Source organism: Rahnella perminowiae (genome assembly GCF_019049695.1).
Taxonomy (GTDB): domain Bacteria; phylum Pseudomonadota; class Gammaproteobacteria; order Enterobacterales; family Enterobacteriaceae; genus Rahnella; species Rahnella perminowiae.
Map to the genome: position 1 here is coordinate 238,046 of NZ_JAFMOT010000188.1, position 15,878 is coordinate 253,923.

At 51.1% G+C, this 15,878-nt stretch carries 19 protein-coding genes; 8 read left to right on the forward strand and 11 right to left on the reverse strand.

Annotated features, from left to right (window positions below; genetic code table 11):
• Positions 1-86 precede the first annotated feature (86 nt).
• From pdxY to anmK, 5 genes are all read right to left on the reverse strand, one after another.
• On the reverse strand, positions 87-947 hold the full coding sequence (pdxY, locus tag J1781_RS24650) for a pyridoxal kinase PdxY (RefSeq protein ID WP_129951683.1): 861 nt from the start codon (positions 945-947) through the stop codon (positions 87-89).
• 103 nt (positions 948-1,050) lie between these two features.
• Entirely contained in the window at positions 1,051-2,325 is a 1,275-nt protein-coding gene (gene tyrS / locus J1781_RS24655) for a tyrosine--tRNA ligase (RefSeq protein WP_129951684.1), read from the reverse strand.
• Positions 2,326-2,487: 162 nt separating this feature from the next.
• Positions 2,488-3,153 (reverse strand): pyridoxamine 5'-phosphate oxidase, encoded by a 666-nt coding sequence (pdxH, locus tag J1781_RS24660; protein WP_129951685.1) that lies wholly within the window; start codon positions 3,151-3,153, stop codon positions 2,488-2,490.
• A gap of 228 nt (positions 3,154-3,381) precedes the next feature.
• Positions 3,382-3,693 carry an MliC family protein gene (locus tag J1781_RS24665; RefSeq protein WP_129951686.1) on the reverse strand — a complete coding sequence of 104 codons (312 nt, stop codon included), beginning with the start codon at positions 3,691-3,693 and terminating at the stop codon, positions 3,382-3,384.
• Between the two features lie 84 nt (positions 3,694-3,777).
• Positions 3,778-4,896: an anhydro-N-acetylmuramic acid kinase gene (anmK, locus tag J1781_RS24670; RefSeq protein WP_129951687.1), complete on the reverse strand. Its 1,119-nt coding sequence runs from the start codon at positions 4,894-4,896 to the stop codon at positions 3,778-3,780.
• Between the two features lie 396 nt (positions 4,897-5,292).
• On the opposite strand from anmK, the gene J1781_RS24675 reads away from it, so the two are divergent.
• Positions 5,293-5,763 (forward strand): outer membrane lipoprotein, encoded by a 471-nt coding sequence (locus J1781_RS24675; protein ID WP_129951688.1) that lies wholly within the window; start codon positions 5,293-5,295, stop codon positions 5,761-5,763.
• A gap of 111 nt (positions 5,764-5,874) precedes the next feature.
• Here the strand turns inward: J1781_RS24675 and slyA are convergent, their stop codons facing one another.
• Positions 5,875-6,309, reverse strand: coding sequence for a transcriptional regulator SlyA (gene slyA, locus J1781_RS24680; protein WP_129951689.1), 435 nt, complete (start codon positions 6,307-6,309; stop codon positions 5,875-5,877).
• Between the two features lie 194 nt (positions 6,310-6,503).
• On the opposite strand from slyA, the gene J1781_RS24685 reads away from it, so the two are divergent.
• From J1781_RS24685 to J1781_RS24695, 3 genes are read left to right on the forward strand one after another with little or no spacing between them, the layout of a single operon-like run.
• Positions 6,504-6,728, forward strand: a complete 225-nt coding sequence (locus J1781_RS24685; RefSeq protein ID WP_129952130.1) for a DUF1656 domain-containing protein — start codon at positions 6,504-6,506, stop codon at positions 6,726-6,728.
• 1 nt (position 6,729) lies between these two features.
• Positions 6,730-7,587 (forward strand): efflux RND transporter periplasmic adaptor subunit, encoded by an 858-nt coding sequence (locus J1781_RS24690; RefSeq protein ID WP_129951690.1) that lies wholly within the window; start codon positions 6,730-6,732, stop codon positions 7,585-7,587.
• A gap of 9 nt (positions 7,588-7,596) precedes the next feature.
• Entirely contained in the window at positions 7,597-9,639 is a 2,043-nt protein-coding gene (locus J1781_RS24695; RefSeq protein WP_217234329.1) for an FUSC family protein, read from the forward strand.
• Positions 9,640-9,644: 5 nt separating this feature from the next.
• Here the strand turns inward: J1781_RS24695 and J1781_RS24700 are convergent, their stop codons facing one another.
• The gene (locus tag J1781_RS24700) at positions 9,645-10,541 is read right to left on the reverse strand and encodes an aldo/keto reductase (RefSeq protein ID WP_129990429.1); all 897 of its coding nucleotides are present in this window, start codon (positions 10,539-10,541) and stop codon (positions 9,645-9,647) included.
• 129 nt (positions 10,542-10,670) lie between these two features.
• Positions 10,671-10,910 carry a DUF1289 domain-containing protein gene (locus tag J1781_RS24705; RefSeq protein WP_217137664.1) on the reverse strand — a complete coding sequence of 80 codons (240 nt, stop codon included), beginning with the start codon at positions 10,908-10,910 and terminating at the stop codon, positions 10,671-10,673.
• Positions 10,911-11,323: 413 nt separating this feature from the next.
• On the opposite strand from J1781_RS24705, the gene nemA reads away from it, so the two are divergent.
• The 3 genes from nemA to rnt all read left to right on the forward strand — a co-directional run bounded on the left by nemA (position 11,324) and on the right by rnt (position 13,792).
• Positions 11,324-12,415, forward strand: a complete 1,092-nt coding sequence (gene nemA, locus J1781_RS24710) for an alkene reductase (protein ID WP_217137665.1) — start codon at positions 11,324-11,326, stop codon at positions 12,413-12,415.
• Between the two features lie 163 nt (positions 12,416-12,578).
• Entirely contained in the window at positions 12,579-12,986 is a 408-nt protein-coding gene (gene gloA, locus J1781_RS24715) for a lactoylglutathione lyase (protein WP_015697791.1), read from the forward strand.
• Between the two features lie 92 nt (positions 12,987-13,078).
• Entirely contained in the window at positions 13,079-13,792 is a 714-nt protein-coding gene (gene rnt / locus J1781_RS24720; RefSeq protein ID WP_129951695.1) for a ribonuclease T, read from the forward strand.
• Between the two features lie 92 nt (positions 13,793-13,884).
• On the opposite strand, the gene J1781_RS24725 is transcribed toward rnt, so the two are convergent.
• Positions 13,885-14,226 carry a Grx4 family monothiol glutaredoxin gene (locus J1781_RS24725; RefSeq protein ID WP_015697793.1) on the reverse strand — a complete coding sequence of 114 codons (342 nt, stop codon included), beginning with the start codon at positions 14,224-14,226 and terminating at the stop codon, positions 13,885-13,887.
• Positions 14,207-14,335: a hypothetical protein gene (locus tag J1781_RS26375; protein ID WP_258453180.1), complete on the reverse strand. Its 129-nt coding sequence runs from the start codon at positions 14,333-14,335 to the stop codon at positions 14,207-14,209. The genes J1781_RS24725 and J1781_RS26375 overlap by 20 nt, the downstream gene beginning before the upstream one ends.
• A 353-nt stretch (positions 14,336-14,688) precedes the next feature.
• Between J1781_RS26375 and J1781_RS24730 the strand changes: the two genes are divergently transcribed.
• A complete protein-coding gene (locus J1781_RS24730) occupies positions 14,689-15,585 on the forward strand; it encodes a C40 family peptidase (RefSeq protein ID WP_217234330.1) in 897 nt (298 codons plus the stop codon).
• A 165-nt stretch (positions 15,586-15,750) separates the two neighbouring features.
• Here J1781_RS24730 and cydH read toward each other — a convergent pair whose 3' ends face one another.
• Positions 15,751-15,870, reverse strand: coding sequence for a cytochrome bd-I oxidase subunit CydH (gene cydH, locus J1781_RS26545; RefSeq protein ID WP_129951697.1), 120 nt, complete (start codon positions 15,868-15,870; stop codon positions 15,751-15,753).
• Positions 15,871-15,878: the final 8 nt, after the last annotated feature.

Consider the following 15,878-nt stretch of genomic DNA (forward strand, 5'->3'; position numbering starts at 1 on the left):
TTCGCGATGTGATCACAAAAAACGCCCCGGCTGCAACAGCACGGGGCGTTTTTGTGTATTCAGGAAAAGAGGTGTTCAGGCAGTGCTTACAGTTTTACCGCCGGGAAGTGATGCTCAGGTTTAACCATTTTGTCCTGCGCCGCCACGATTTGCAGCTCGTATTCACCCATTGCATGCGTGGCAAGCATGACTTCATAAACAGCAGCGGTCACATGCTCCAGCGCTTTATCTGGTGCTTCACCTTTGAGCAGATTCACCAGCAATAAACCACTGGTCAGATCGCCCACGCCAACCGGCTGACGGACACCGAAATCAACCAGCGGACGGTCGATATGCCAGGCTTCATCTGCAGTCACCAACAGCATTTCAAAGCGGTCACTGTGATAGCCTGCACGACTCAGGTGTTTCACCAGCACAATTTTCGGGCCCTTGCTGATCAGCTCCCGCGCTGTGGCGACGGCTTCGTCAACGCTTGCCACCGCGTGGCCGCTTAGCAGTTCAAGTTCCAGCAGATTTGGGGCGATTATGTCGCAGTTAACCAGCGCCTGGTTGCAGTGGAACTCAGCAACGCCCGGCGCCACAATACAGCCCTTTTCAGGATGTCCCATCACCGGATCGCAAAAATACCAGGCGTCCGGATTCGCAGCCTTCACCCGACGGACAATCTCAAGAATGCTTTGTCCTTGCTCCGGTGAACCGATATAGCCGCTCAGTACCGCATCACAATCCTTCAGACGGTCAATTTCTGCAATCCCCTGCGCGATTTCGGTCAGATGGGCGGCCGGCATCACGCAGCCGGTCCAGTGTCCGTACTGCGTATGATTAGAAAACTGCACTGTATTCAGCGGCCAAACGTTTGCGCCCATACGGCGCATAGGGAACTCCGCCGCGCTGTTACCTGCGTGTCCGAAAACCGTATGTGACTGGATAGAAAGAATGCTTTTCATGAAGAACTTCCGATTGTAACGTCATCGGGGAGATGGCGGGATTACTGATATCAGTGAACGAAAGCGGGAGGCCTCACAGCCCCCCGTTCTACCGACCGGAGGCTTATGCCCAGAGCAACAGTGTGTAGTTCTTTTTACCGCGACGCAGCAAAGTATAGCGACCAAACAGGCGGTCACTGTCAGCGAAGCTGTATTCTGTATCCGTCTGCTTTTCGCCGTTTACAGAAACCGCGTTAGACGAAATCAGGGTACGTGCCTGGCCTTTCGACGGTGCCATACCGGCGATGACCAGCGCCTGTTGCAGATCCGTATCGCGTGGCACTTCAAACAGCTCCAGACCATCCTGCGCCAGCTGGCCGAAGTCGACCTCTGTCATTTCGCTCAGGGAGCCGGAGAACAGGCTTTGCGTGATGCGTTTTGCAGCCGCCAGACCTTCTGCACCGTGGACCATACCGGTCACTTCTTCGGCCAGAACGTACTGCGCGCGTGGCGCTTTGCCGCTGGTTTTGTCTTCTTCTTCCAGCGCATTGATGTCTTCAATGCTCATGAAGGTGAAGAACTTCAGGAAGCGGTAAACGTCGGCATCTGCGGTGTTGATCCAGAACTGGTAGAATTTGTACGGGCTGGTTTTCTTCGGATCCAGCCAGACTGCGCCGCCCTCGGTCTTACCGAATTTGGTGCCATCAGATTTAGTGATCAGCGGAACGGTCAGGCCGAACACTTGTTTCTGGTGCAGACGACGGGTCAGATCGATACCTGACGTGATGTTGCCCCACTGGTCTGAACCGCCGATTTGCAGCTCAACTTTGTGCAGATCGTAAAGGGATGCAAAATCGTAACCCTGCAACAGGTTGTACGAGAATTCGGTGAAGGAGATACCGCTGTCATCGCGGTTCAGACGCTGTTTCACCGCTTCTTTGTTGATCATCTGGTTAACAGAGAAGTGTTTGCCGATGTCACGCAGGAAAGTCAGCACGTTCATGCCGCCGAACCAGTCGTAGTTATTGGCAGTGATAGCGCTGTTATCGCCACAGCTGAAATCCAGGAACGGCGAAACCTGCTGACGGATTTTTTCCACCCACTCGTTCACGGTTTCATTGGTGTTCAGCTTACGCTCGGTGGCTTTGAAGCTCGGGTCGCCAATCAGACCGGTGGCGCCACCCACCAGCGCCACAGGCTTGTGGCCGTTCAGCTGGAAGCGTTTCAGGCAAAGCAAAGGCACCAGATGTCCCAAATGCAAGCTGTCTGCGGTAGGATCGAAACCGCAATAGAGTGCAATTGGCCCTTGCGCCAGTCGCTCTGCTAACGCTTCTTCATCCGTCACCTGGGCAATGAGGCCCCGCTCTTGCAATTGTTTAATCAGGTTGCTGCTCGCCATCAAAGACTCCGTTTGTTTGTACTCAGAAATAGGTACTGAATGTGTGCAGATTCATGTCTGACATCATGCCGCGCATGTGCCCTTTCTCTCACCTTTACGGGAAACGACATAGAATAAAGCGCTCGTCGCCCGAGCGCTAGGGAATCGCGTGTTTTTTCGTGGTTAAGGTGCGAGGCGGTCTATTTTCCAGCCAGTTTCTGTCTCAGCTTCATCACGCTGATAAATGAACCGGTCGTGCAGACGATGTTCACCGCCCTGCCAGAACTCCATCGAATCCACTTTGACGCGAAAACCACCCCAGAAACTTGGCAGTGGCACTTCCCCATTGCTGAATTTCTGTTTCAGTTCGAGGAATTTGCTTTCGAGTACACCGCGCGCCGAAATACGACTGGACTGCTGCGATACCCACGCGCCGATCTGGCTATCTTTCGGCCGGCTGGTGAAATACTTCATCACTTCCAGCGTCGACAGACGTTCGGCCTGACCGAGCACAATGACCTGACGGTCCAGCATGTGCCACGGGAATAACAGGCTGATGCGCGAGTTATTCGCGAGTTGCTGCGCCTTACGGCTGCCCAGATTGGTGTAAAATACCAGTCCTTTTTCGTCGTAGTGCTTGAGCAGCACAATGCGCTGGAAAGGTTGTCCGCGCTCATCAACCGTCGCTACCACCATCGCCGTCGGGTCAGCGAGACGGGCATCGCAGGCCTGTTTCAGCCAGTGTTCAAATAAAGGCAGGGGTTCAGGGGTTAAATCAGCACGACGCAGCCCGCCACGGGTGTATTCGCGGCGCGAGTCCGCAATATCAAACTCTTTGTTATCAGGCATATGGATTCAGTTGCGTATCTTAGGAAGGTAAACGCATTGTGCACCCGCCGCGTCAGGATCTCAATGTTCCTGATGCAGCGAAGAGAAAGGAAGGCTATCAAAAATGACGCTGCCCACGATAATGCAGCATGGCGGCAAAGTGGGGATCCCCGGGAGCATAGATAACTATGTGACCGGGGTGAGCAAATGCGGCTAACGCATCTGCAGTCTGAAATATAACGGAGAGGTTTATTTTTGAACGCAATCGTCGATGATGACGTTCTCACCGCGCTGCACAAAAGCCTGATCACCTTTAGACCAGAATGTGTAACGGCCATCGCTGTATTGCGTGCCGGAAGCGGCGTCAATCTGTTTCAGTTTCAGCTGTTCACCATCGAGAACCATATTGACCTGCTTAGCCGGTTTATCCAGCGTAACCGTTAACGGTAAGGTGCCGCACTGGTAGTGTAATTCTTCAGTGGGACTTTCGGTCTGGTGGCTGAACTGGCTGCATCCTGCCAGGGTCAGACCTGCTAACGTCGCGATAATTGCCTTTTTCATTCGGTGCTCCCGGGTGCTCTTGATTTATCCCTTTTATTTACCATGCCAGCGCACGCAACACATTGAGATAAAACCGAGAACGCATCAGGGACGGGTTGAAACAACCGGATAAATCGCACCAAGCAGGGTTTCACGACTTGCGCCAGTGACCGATGGCAGATTCCCCGGCTGACCCGATAACGTACGGAATGCCAGCCAGGCAAAGGCCAGCGCTTCCATGTCATCACCGCTGATACCACAGGCATCGGTGGTGCAAACTTCCGTGCCCGGCAACATGGCGGAGAGCCGCGCCATCAGTAACGGGTTACGCGCCCCGCCGCCGCACACCATCAGCCGGTCACATCCACCGGCCAGTTGCACCTGCTCGGCGATACTTACCGCAGTCAGTTCAGCCAGCGTCGCCTGCACATCCGCCGGGGAGATTTCACAAGCACGCGCCAGTTGTTTTTCCAGCCATCCCATATTGAAGTATTCACGACCGGTACTTTTCGGTGCCGGTTCGGCAAAGTAAGGATCAGACAGCATCTGCTGAAGCAAACGTAAATTCACCCGCCCCTGATGTGCCCATTCAGCCCCTTTATCATAGGGCTGGGCGAGATGGCGCCAGATCCACGCGTCCATCAGCATATTGCCGGGGCCGGTGTCATAACCCCGCACCGGCTGGCCCGGCAGTAACATTGAAAGGTTGGCGATGCCACCGATATTGAGGATCATACGGCGCTCGGCCGGGTCGGCCAGCAATGCCTGATGGAAAGCAGGCACCAGAGGCGCGCCCTGCCCGCCCCATGCCATATCCCTGCGACGAAAATCGCCCACGGTAGTAATGCCGGTCATGGCTGCAATACGGTTATTATCCCCCAGCTGCATGGAAAAGGTCGCCTCCCCTTTTGGCTGATGCCAGACCGTTTGCCCATGGCAACCAATGGCAGTCACTTCTTCCGGCGAGACTTTGGCGCTTTTCAGCAGACCTAAAACCGCTTCACCGAACAAAATTCCCAACTGGGTATCCAGCGTCCCGACCTGCTCAAGCGTGACCTGTTGCCCCTGACACATGCCAAGGATGGCGTTTTTCAACGTAAGAGGAATAGGATGTGAATAGCTGGCCTGCTGCGCGACCATGTGCTCATCTATGGCGGCCAGCACCACGTCAACACCGTCCAGACTGGTGCCGGACATCACACCGATATAACGACCTGACTTCATAGATAACATCCTCAACTCTCCGGGAAAAATGTCAGACAAAGTAATCACCACAGAGTAATCGGTATTTGAAGGGCAGCGCCATGTGTAACTGAATTTTTATTACAGCGTGTGATGACTTCGTGTTTTTCTTGTTACGTTTTTTATCACTGAAAATATCCGTGTACTAAAAGCCACCAATAACAACATGACATGCCGGTATTTTGATTGAGCCATTCGCTGTCTAAAACGTAAACCTGCGTTTATTATTAGTTGAACAGGCCTTCTGTATACTAGGTGAAAGTGAAACAAATATGTTATATGACACCTTCGACACTGATGTTGAACTTGTGTACTGTTTTTTCTCTGTTGGTGCCGCTACTCTGAAACGTGTGCAGCAGCATAATAAAGGAGCTATTTATGATTAAGCGTTTACTCGTCATCGGACTTGCCGGCGTTTCCCTTGCTGGCTGCGTCAGTGATAACTCTCTGTCCGGCGATGTTTACTCCGCATCCCAGGCGAAGCAAATTCAACAAGTGACCTACGGTACCATCGTGTCCACCCGTGCAGTGCAAATCCAGGGAGGAGATGATTCAAATATCGTTGGTGCGCTCGGAGGGGCTGTATTAGGCGGGTTCCTGGGCAATACCGTCGGTGGTGGTACCGGCCGTAGTCTGGCAACTGCGGCAGGAGCCGTCGCCGGTGGTGTAGCAGGTCAGGGGGTGCAAAGTTCGCTTAACCGTTCTAACGGTGTAGAACTGCAAATTCGTCGTGATGACGGTACAACCATTCAGGTGGTTCAGAAAGCCGGTCCAACCAAATTCAGCGTCGGCCAGCGTGTGAGCATGGCCAGCAGCGGCAGCACCATTACGGTGTCCCCTGGCGCCTGATTTTTACAGCCTCAATGCAAAAACCGAAGCCACTGGCTTCGGTTTTTTTATGGGTAATTCTTTTCAGTCCGATCAAAAACAACGCTGTGTGACGTAATAAAAAATCGATTTTTATGATTTGCTTTGCAGGGAAGCAATATTTTTTTCCAGCCGTGACAACATTCCGCCCAGCAGTTCGATTTCGGAAGAAGACATGCCGGATAAAATTTCTTTACGTGTGGAATCAATAACGGATTCCATTTCATTGATGATCGGCGCGGCTTCTTCAGTCAGCCTGATACGCTTGGCACGGCGATCACTCGCACAAGTCTGACGGGTAATCAGCTTCTTTTCTTCCAGCTGATCGAGTGTACGGACCAGAGACGGTTGCTCAATTCCAATGGCTTTCGCCAGCTGAATCTGAGACTGCTCCGGAGGTAACATATTGATATTATGAAGTGTTACCCAATGTGTTTGCGTGAGTTCCAACGGTTTTAGCCGATCGTCAATCAACGCACGCCAGGCACGAACTAATCGTGCGAGATCTGATCCCAGATTCGATTCCAATTATCCCCTCCTTATAATTAGCATGCTAAGATAACTCCCCAGAGTTTAGCTTAGTTTTAGGAACATTAATCGAGAAATTACAATTCTATATATAATGATAGGTACTATTGCATCCGGAAGCAGCGTCTTTGCTTCCAAAGGTAAGCTTGTTTATAACACAATCACCGGCAGAGATTAATATTGTGAATGCGCAAATGTTTCACTCAGGCTTCCCGCTACCGGATCTGGTCCTGGGTGCCTCACTTTATTTCCCCCCGATGTTCAAAGCATTTTTACTGGGGTTAGTGTTCTGGCTTTTGATACATCGCCTGCTGCGTGACTGGATTTATTCCGGTGAAGTCTGGCATCCCACTCTGATGGATTTATCTCTTTTTGTGATCTCTATTTGTGCCGCCCTGATGCTGATGGTGACCCTCTGAAATGAAATTTAAGACACTGAAATACTTCTCTACCGTACTGGTTTTCGCGGTCGCCATTTGCGCAGGCTGGTGGATGTGGAATTATTATATGCAATCGCCCTGGACGCGTGACGGCAAAGTCCGTGCAGAGATTGTCAATATCACGCCGGAAGTGTCCGGGCGCATTATTGAAATAAATATCCATGATAACCAGTTTGTTAAAAGTGGAGATCCGCTGTTCAGTCTGGATCCTGTGCCTTTTAAAATCGCGGTAGATAATGCCGAAGCTGCGGTAGCTAAAGCCGCGGCCGACCTGGCCAAAGCCAGTCACGAAGCCCGGCGTCGCAGAGGGCTTGGCACCAATGTTATTTCCGCCGAATCGCTTGATGAATCCAATATCAACGCCAAAGCCATGCAGGCGGCTTATCAGGCGGCGCAGGCGTCATTAGAACAGGCCAAATGGAACCTGAGTAAAACCACTCTTGTTGCACCGGCCGACGGTTATATCACCAATCTGCAAACCCGCCGCGGAGACTATGCCACGTCCGGAACGCCTCTGGTCGGGCTGGTGGATATTCATTCTTTCTACATTCTGGGATATTTCGAAGAAACAAAACTCAAAAATATTCGCGAAGGCAACGTGGCGGATATCACGTTATTTAACGGTAATATTCCTTTGCAGGGGCGGGTCGAAAGTATTGGGCGGGCTATTTATGACCAGAGTCTCGATACCCCTGAAGATTTACTGATGAATGTGAAACCGAACGTGCCATGGGTACGTCTGGCACAGCGTGTGCCCGTTCGGATTAAACTTGAAAATGTGCCGGAACATGAAGTGCTGGTTGCCGGTACGACCTGTACCATTTCGATTCGCAATTAAGGCTGCGCAGTGAATCTTTCCTGGCTGGAATGGAAAAATACCCCGTGGGGAAAAGCCACATGGGGACAATGGCGCTACGCCCTGCGTAACTCCATCGCAATGATACTTGCGCTTTATATCGCTTTTGAATTTCAGATGGACGAGCCTTACTGGGCCCTGACCTCGGCGGCGGTGGTGAGTTTCCCAACCGTGGGTGGCGTTATCAGTAAAAGTATCGGGCGGATCATTGGCAGCCTGCTGGGCGCGGCGGGCGCGGTGTTTATTGCCGGACATTGTCTGAATGAACCCTGGCTCTTCACGTTTTCCATTGCCGCATGGCTGGGGATTTGTACGTATGTCTCCAATCATTATCAGAACAATGTCTCATATGCTTTTGCGCTGGCGGGTTACACGGCAGCCATCATCGCGTTCTCCACCGTAGACGTCACCGATACGACACAAATTTTTGATATCGCACAGGCGCGTGTCGGTGAAGTTATCACCGGTATTTTGTGCGGTGGTTTTATGATGATGGTGCTGCCCAGCACCTCCGACGGCGACGCCCTGCTCACCTCGCTGCGCAAAATGCATACTCAGTTGCTTGAGCATGCGCAATTGCTGTGGCGGACAGAAATTTCTGATCAGATCAGAACATCCCATGAAGGGGTGATCGGACAAATCCTGACCATGAATCTTTTACGTATTCAGGCATTCTGGAGCCATTACCGCCTGCGCCGCCAAAATAATGTGCTCAATTATCTGCTGCATCAGCAATTACGCATGACCAGCTACATTTCCAGCCTGCGCCGGATGCTGCTGAACTGGCCCCATCCTCCTGAAAACTTACAGGAGGTACTGGCCGTTTTGCTTAATGAACTGCGTAAACCGGATACGGATAAGTACCAGCTGTCCAGAATTTTGCTGCATATTCAGCCGCATGATACTGCTGACTTCCGCCATCAGGCTTTCTGGCTACGTTTACGCGATTTTTGCTGGTTGTATCTTCGCAGCGAACGTTGGTTACAGCGGGTAGAACATGCCAACGTGGCAGAAGCCGAAACACTACAGACACCGAAAATCAGCCGCCTTGCCCAACACACCGATACCCTCGAGGCTGCGTATAACGGGCTGCGGACGTTTTTGTGTATTGTGACCGGTTGCGCATTCTGGATGACGACACAATGGGATGCCGGTGCCGGTGCGGTGGCGCTGACTGCCGTCAGCTGCGTACTTTATTCCTCTACGGCCTCACCGATCAGCAGCATCACGCTGTTAATAAAATCACTGGGATTATTATTTGCTGGCTGTTTCCTGCTGAAGTTCGGGCTGATGGTACAAATCGACAATTTTTGGGTGTTCTGCGCCTTCTTCCTGCCGATGTTGGTGACGATGCAGATGATGAAACTTCAATACAAACAATATGCAGGTTTATGGGGGCAGATGATTGTATTTATGGGATCATTTTTAGCGGTCACGAACCCGCCGGAGTATGACTATCAGTCCTTTATGAATGACGGCGTGGCAAAAATTGCCGGTGTCATGCTGGCAGGGATTGCCTTCCAGGTGTTAAGGCCAAGCTCTGATAAGCGTAAAAGCCGCCGCATTATTCGCGCCCTGCGTCGTGATTTTATGGATCAGCTTAGCCGCAGACCCTCGCTGAGCCATTTTCAGTTCGAATCCCTGATTTATCACCGGATGAACCAGCTCAATCAAAGTAAAGATCACATCTCGCGAACCTGGTTATTACGCTGGGGTGTGGTGCTGCTCAATTGCAGCCACATTGTCTGGCAGTTGCGCGAATGGGAAACCCGTTCAGATCCCCTGTCTGCGGTACGGGACGTGTGTATTCATTGTCTGAAAGGGGTGATGACGGAGCGCGGCGTCAGCCATGAAAATCTTGACGCCACACTGGCTGAACTCATGCGGATGAGCAATTCACTGGCGCACCATCCGGAACCTGCGGCGCGTGAACTGGCGGGCGTGATCTGGCGTTTATACTGCTCGCTTTCACAATTACAACAGGCCATCTCAACAGAAGACGGCCCGGCGGTCAGTACCACAAAACCCGCGTAAAGGCGTTAAGGAACATCAAATCCTAATGCTGCTTTACGAATGCGGAACCATTGCTGACGGGTCATTTCCAGAGACAATGATTTCAGCGCTGACTGAACACGCTCAATTTTACCCGAGCCGATGATCGGCAGCGGCTGAGACGGCAGGCGCATGACCCAGGCGTAAACCACCTGTTCAATGGTGTCTGCACCCATTTCATTCGCAACAGCCTGAAGTTCCTCACGCAGCGGCTGGAATTGCGTCTCGCTAAACAAACGCCCGCCCCCCAGACAGGACCAGGCCATCGGTCTGATACGCAGCTGCTGGCAAAGATCCAACGTGCCGTCAAGGATGGCCGGCTGATGGATTGGGGAAATTTCTATCTGATTAGTCACCAGCGAAAAGGGCAGACGCGACTGCAACAGGCTGAACTGCGCCGGGGTGAAGTTAGACACACCGAAATGTTTTACTTTGCCGCTTTTGTGCAACTGCGTAAACGCTCCGGCGACTTCATCCGCATCCATCAGCGGATCCGGACGGTGGATCAGTAATAAATCCAGATAATCGGTACGCAGATTGCGCAATGATTTCTCCGCCTGCCCCACGATGTACTGCGTATCCGTAATGTAATGGCCAATTTTGTTGTCGGGGTCTGCCGTGGTGGCGATACCGCATTTACTGACCAGTTGCATTTGTTCCCGCAAAGAGGGTTTAAGGCGCAATGCCTCACCGAATGCCGCTTCGCACTGATAGCCGCCATAAATGTCTGCATGATCGGCCGTTGTAATGCCCATCTCAATGTGCTGTTCCATGAACGCCAGAACCTGCTGCGGCGTCATGTTCCATTCCATCAGTCGCCAGTAACCACAAATCAGCGTGGAGAATACCGGCCCTTGCGGAGAAATCGGGGTACGTGCTTGCATTATAAATCCCTTATGTTTTTGATTTTCGACCCACAGAATACACAACGCCTGTGGCGCTGTATTGATGCGATGCGCAAGAATAGTAAAGAAGCGGACCGCCGTCACGACAACGGTAAAAGACAGGTGAAATCAGAACAACTCTGGTTGCTCCGGTGAGGGTTCGTCCGGTTGTTTTCCTGTGCGTTGCTGGCGCAGCAGGCGTTGCTGACATAACCGCAGCACATGGCGTTTTTCTGCGTCAGTCATTTTCATCCAGCCGAAACGCTCCTCGCGGCTGCGCAGACAGCCACGGCAATATCCGCGTTCATCCGCCTGACAAATGCCACGGCATGGACTGGGGATGTCAAAAAATTCGAGTTGCTGAGCCACATGCCCTCCGCAAATAACGGTGAATATTTATTCAAGACGCTTTCCTGCTATCCCGCAAGGTGATTTGCGCCTCAATGTTTCATCCTTCAAATATCTGCAACACAGACCTGTTACCCTTCCTTTCGCCATTTTCACCTGTCGGAAAATGGCCCTACTGTTTCGCAAGCCTTCACCAAGAAAACAGATGTTTGCCCTCACCTCAGCCGGCACCCGCCGGCTCTTTTTCAATTTTTTCTGTCCGTTAAGTATGGATGCAAAGCTGAAATCAGACTGTGTTTCGCGAAAAAGCACCGTGCGCGTAGTCACAGGCAGGTCAGATGCGATAGAAAGGTGGCATTAAGAAAAGGTCGTCTGACGTGAATATAATCCCTGAACGTCTTACCGATCAGTCCATTAACTTCGGAGTTACTGAAATGACCAAGCTTTTCACCCCTATTGTTGTCGGTAAAAACACGCTACCTAACCGTGTTTTTATGGCTCCGCTTACCCGTCTGCGCAGCATCGAACCCGGTGACATCCCGACACCGCTCATGGGCGAATATTATGCACAGCGCCACAGTTCTGGCCTGATCATTACTGAAGCCACTCAGGTTTCATTCCAGGCGAAAGGGTATGCCGGTGCACCGGGCCTGCACACGCCGGAACAAGTTGCTGCATGGAAAAAAATCGTGGACGGCGTTCATCATAAAGACGGACGCATTGCGGTTCAGCTGTGGCATACCGGACGCATTTCACATAACAGCGTTCAGCCCGACAACCAGACACCCGTTGCGCCTTCCGCCGTCAATCCGAACACCCGCACCAGCTTGCGTGATGAACAGGGGCACGCCATCCGTGTCGATTGTCCGACACCGCGTGCCTTAGCGCTCAGCGAAATTCCGGGGATCGTGAACGATTTTCGTCATGCCGCCGCCTGCTCCGCTGAAGCCGGTTTCGATTACATTGAACTGCATGCCGCGCACGGCTATCTGCTGCACCAGTTCATGTCTCCGGCATCAAACCTGCGTGAAGATGAATACGGCGGCAGCATTGAAAACCGTACCCGTCTGACGCTGGAAGTCGTGGATGCCGCCATTGACGCTATCGGCGCTGATCGTGTGGGCATACGTATTTCACCTATGGGACCCTTCAACGGGCTGGATAATGGTGAAGACCAGGAACAGGCTGCGATTTATCTGCTCGATGAACTGAACAAACGCAAACTGGCGTACCTGCATATTTCCGAACCGGACTGGGCGGGCGGCAAACCTTACAGCACAGAATTCCGTGCAGTGATCCGTGCGCATTATCAGGGCGTGATTGTCGGTGCTGGTGCTTACACCGCAGAGAAAGGCGAAGAGCTGATCGAAAAAGGTTATATCGATGCCGTGGCATTTGGCCGCAGCTATATTGCAAACCCTGACCTGGTTGAGCGACTGAAATCTCACGCGCCGCTTAACGAACCCAAACCGGAAACCTTTTATGGCGGCGGTGCTCAGGGTTACACCGATTATCCGACACTGTAATAATTAAAAAAGAGTCATTGACTCCTTGCAGCAGAAGTGGCCCTCCTTCTGCTGTTTTTTTTGGGTCAGTCATTCAACAATCGGTTGCCCTTTTACAGACAAAGTGGCTGCTATCAGTTAGTCTTGACCCGTTAATTCTCATCCTGCAAATAAAGAGGAACCTATGCGTTTACTCCACACCATGCTTCGCGTTGGCGATCTGCAACGTGCTATCAGCTTCTATACCGATGTTTTAGGTATGCGTTTGCTGCGTACCAGCGAAAACACTGAATATAAATATTCTCTGGCTTTCGTCGGTTACACCGAAGAAAGTGAAGGTGCAGTGATCGAACTGACCTATAACTGGGGCGTCGACAGCTACGACATCGGCACCGCTTACGGTCATATCGCATTGGGCGTTGATAACGTTGCGCAAACATGTGATGACATCCGTAATGCGGGTGGGAAAGTGACCCGTGAAGCGGGCCCGGTCAAAGGCGGCTCCACTATTATCGCGTTTGTTGAAGATCCGGACGGTTACAAAATCGAACTGATCGAATCCAGACACGCAGGACAGGGGCTGGGTAATTAAATTTCCCCGACCACCGACTGGGGCGCAATCGCGCCCTTTTTTATTGCCTGATTTTTGCCACAACCCTGCAAGCGGCGGCAAAATTTGTCATAATGCGCGCTGAATTCGATGAAGATAAGAAACTAATGGCCGAGAATAGTGACATTAACGCCCTGAGAGGCCGTTTTCGTGGTTTTTATCCCGTGGTTATCGATGTAGAAACCGCCGGATTTAATGCCAGAACCGATGCGCTGCTGGAAATTGCAGCGATCACGCTGAAGATGGATCAGGACGGCTGGCTGCAAAGCGATGAGACCGTGCATTTCCACGTCGAGCCTTTTGAAGGTGCGATACTGGTGCCGGAAGCGCTGGCATTTAACGGTATCGATCCGACCAATCCGTTACGCGGCGCAGTCAGTGAATATGAAGCTCTGCATGAGATTTTCAAAGTCATCCGCAAAGGAATGAAAGAGCAGAACTGTAACCGTGCGATCATTGTGGCGCACAACGCGAATTTTGATCACAGTTTCCTCATGGCAGCGGCCGAACGTGCCGGGCTGAAACGTAATCCGTTCCACCCTTTTGCTACGTTTGATACTGCCGCGCTAAGCGGGCTGGTACTCGGGCAAACGGTGCTGGCAAAAGCCTGTATCAGTGCGGGTATCGATTTTGACAGCAGCCAGGCACATTCTGCGTTGTATGATACCGAGCGCACGGCCGAGTTGTTCTGCGAACTGGTAAACCGATGGAAACGCCTTGGCGGCTGGCCTCTGGTGCTTTCAGACGAACAAGCCGAAGACGAAACGGCGTCTGAAGAAAATCAGTAATGACGACTTTCCGGCGGACTGAAAACAAAAAAGAGCGACATCATGTCGCTCTTCATATTTTCCGGTCGAAAAGCCGGTGATCTTCCGTAGTATTACTCTTCAGAAGATTTGTATTTCTCAGCAGTTTCTTTGATCAACTGCTGCAGCTCGCCGCGCTGGAACATCTCAACCACGATGTCGCAGCCGCCAACCAGTTCGCCGTCCACCCACAATTGTGGGAACGTTGGCCAGTTAGCAAACTTTGGCATCTCAGCACGGATGTCCGGGTTCTGCAGGATATCCACGTAAGCAAAACGTTCGCCACAGGCAGAAAGCGCCTGAACAGCCTGAGCAGAGAAACCGCAGCTTGGCAGTTTTGGCGAACCTTTCATGTACAGCAGAATCGGGTTTTCAGAAACTTGCTTCTGAATCTTTTCAATAGTTGGAGTAGTCATTTCTTGCTTCCTCAAGCCGGTACAGGCTGTCACGATCATTGCTCTTCACGCGCAGCACAAAGAGACGGTGTACAATCACAATACCTTCTATTGTAACGACGGCAGCCATCAGATAAAAACGCCATTTTTTGTGGGGTCTTTCTCAGTGCTGACAATTTATTTAACCATTTTTAGCGGGTGCGCTCAGGCTCACATATTTAAACATTCATCGGGAATAACATTTCCGGCGTTCATCAATCCGATCTAATTTGCAGAATTCCACTGATTAACTCAAATATTAACATCATGAAAAACGGTCATTTTTTTGACTAAAAATGGCGGTTATTTCGACATAAAAAAAGCTATTAACTTTTTCTCACAATATGATCTAGAATCGAGGCAATTCGTGCTTTTTTGTCGGGTTCTTTTAGGCAATACTCTGACATCCCTGATGTTTAACCTACCACTCATGGTAACGAAGCTATGCGCTTACTGTTCACGCTTTTTGTGCTGCTCTTTACCCAGCTGTTTTTAAATATGGCACATGCGTCGCCACAGACTCGTGTCTCTGCCGATCAGCGTAAAAGTCATGTTAATCAGGCTGCGCCGGAAGAACGACGAAAGCGAAAAACGGTTGCTGCGAAAAACAGTAAAAAAACGAAAACCGCGCCCGTCACAGAACAAAAAACTCAGGATAAGAATTCGAAGAAGAAAGTGAAAAGCACCGAACTGGTTAAACGAAAGACCACGACGGAGAGAAGCGCCAAAACGCGGGCCGAAAGTAAAAAAGAAAAGACACTCAAGACCACGCGGGCCGAGAGCAAAACAGAGAGACATAGCAAAACCCGTACCCTCGCGAAAAACAGCACGGAAAAGGCCGGTAAAAAAGAAGCCTATGGCCGGCACCGTAAAGGTAAGAAATTCGAAGAAGACAGCAAACCGATTACGCTAAGTGCAACACATAAAAAACGCTATCAGCATGCTCAGCAAACGGCCATGACCAAACTGATGCACCAGGTAGGAAAACCGTATCGCTGGGGCGGAACCTCGCCGAATACCGGTTTTGATTGCAGCGGCTTAGTTTATTATGCCTACAAAGATTTGATCCGTATAAAAATGCCACGTACAGCAAATGAAATGTATCACCTGCGCGATGCCGCTCCGGTCAAACGCGGCGAACTTGAAAGCGGTGATCTGGTGTTCTTCAGAATCAATAACCGCGGCGCGGCAGACCATGTTGGGGTTTACGTTGGCAACGGCAAGTTTATTCAGTCTCCAAGAACGGGCGAAGACATTAAAATTACTTCTCTTGGCGATGATTACTGGCAAGACCACTATGTAGGCGCACGTCGGGTAATGACCCCTAAAACGATCCGATAATAAACAATTCGTTAAGTCTGAAGGTTCGCTAATCAGCCATTGAATAGCATTTAACGAAGCGTTTCTGCAGGGAAGAACATCGGCGGTAACGGTCACTGCGTAACATTGAAAAGGGCGACGCCTGTGACAGGCGTCGCCCTTTTTTATGGCGGATCACTTATTGAATCAGTTCATTATTGCAGTGAAGCTGAAAGCGATAATCATAAGCAAAGCGCATACCGTGGTGATCAACGATAATTTCAGGTTGCTGTCCATCAAACCCCCTTTCGGATCAAATTGTGGCATTTCTTAAT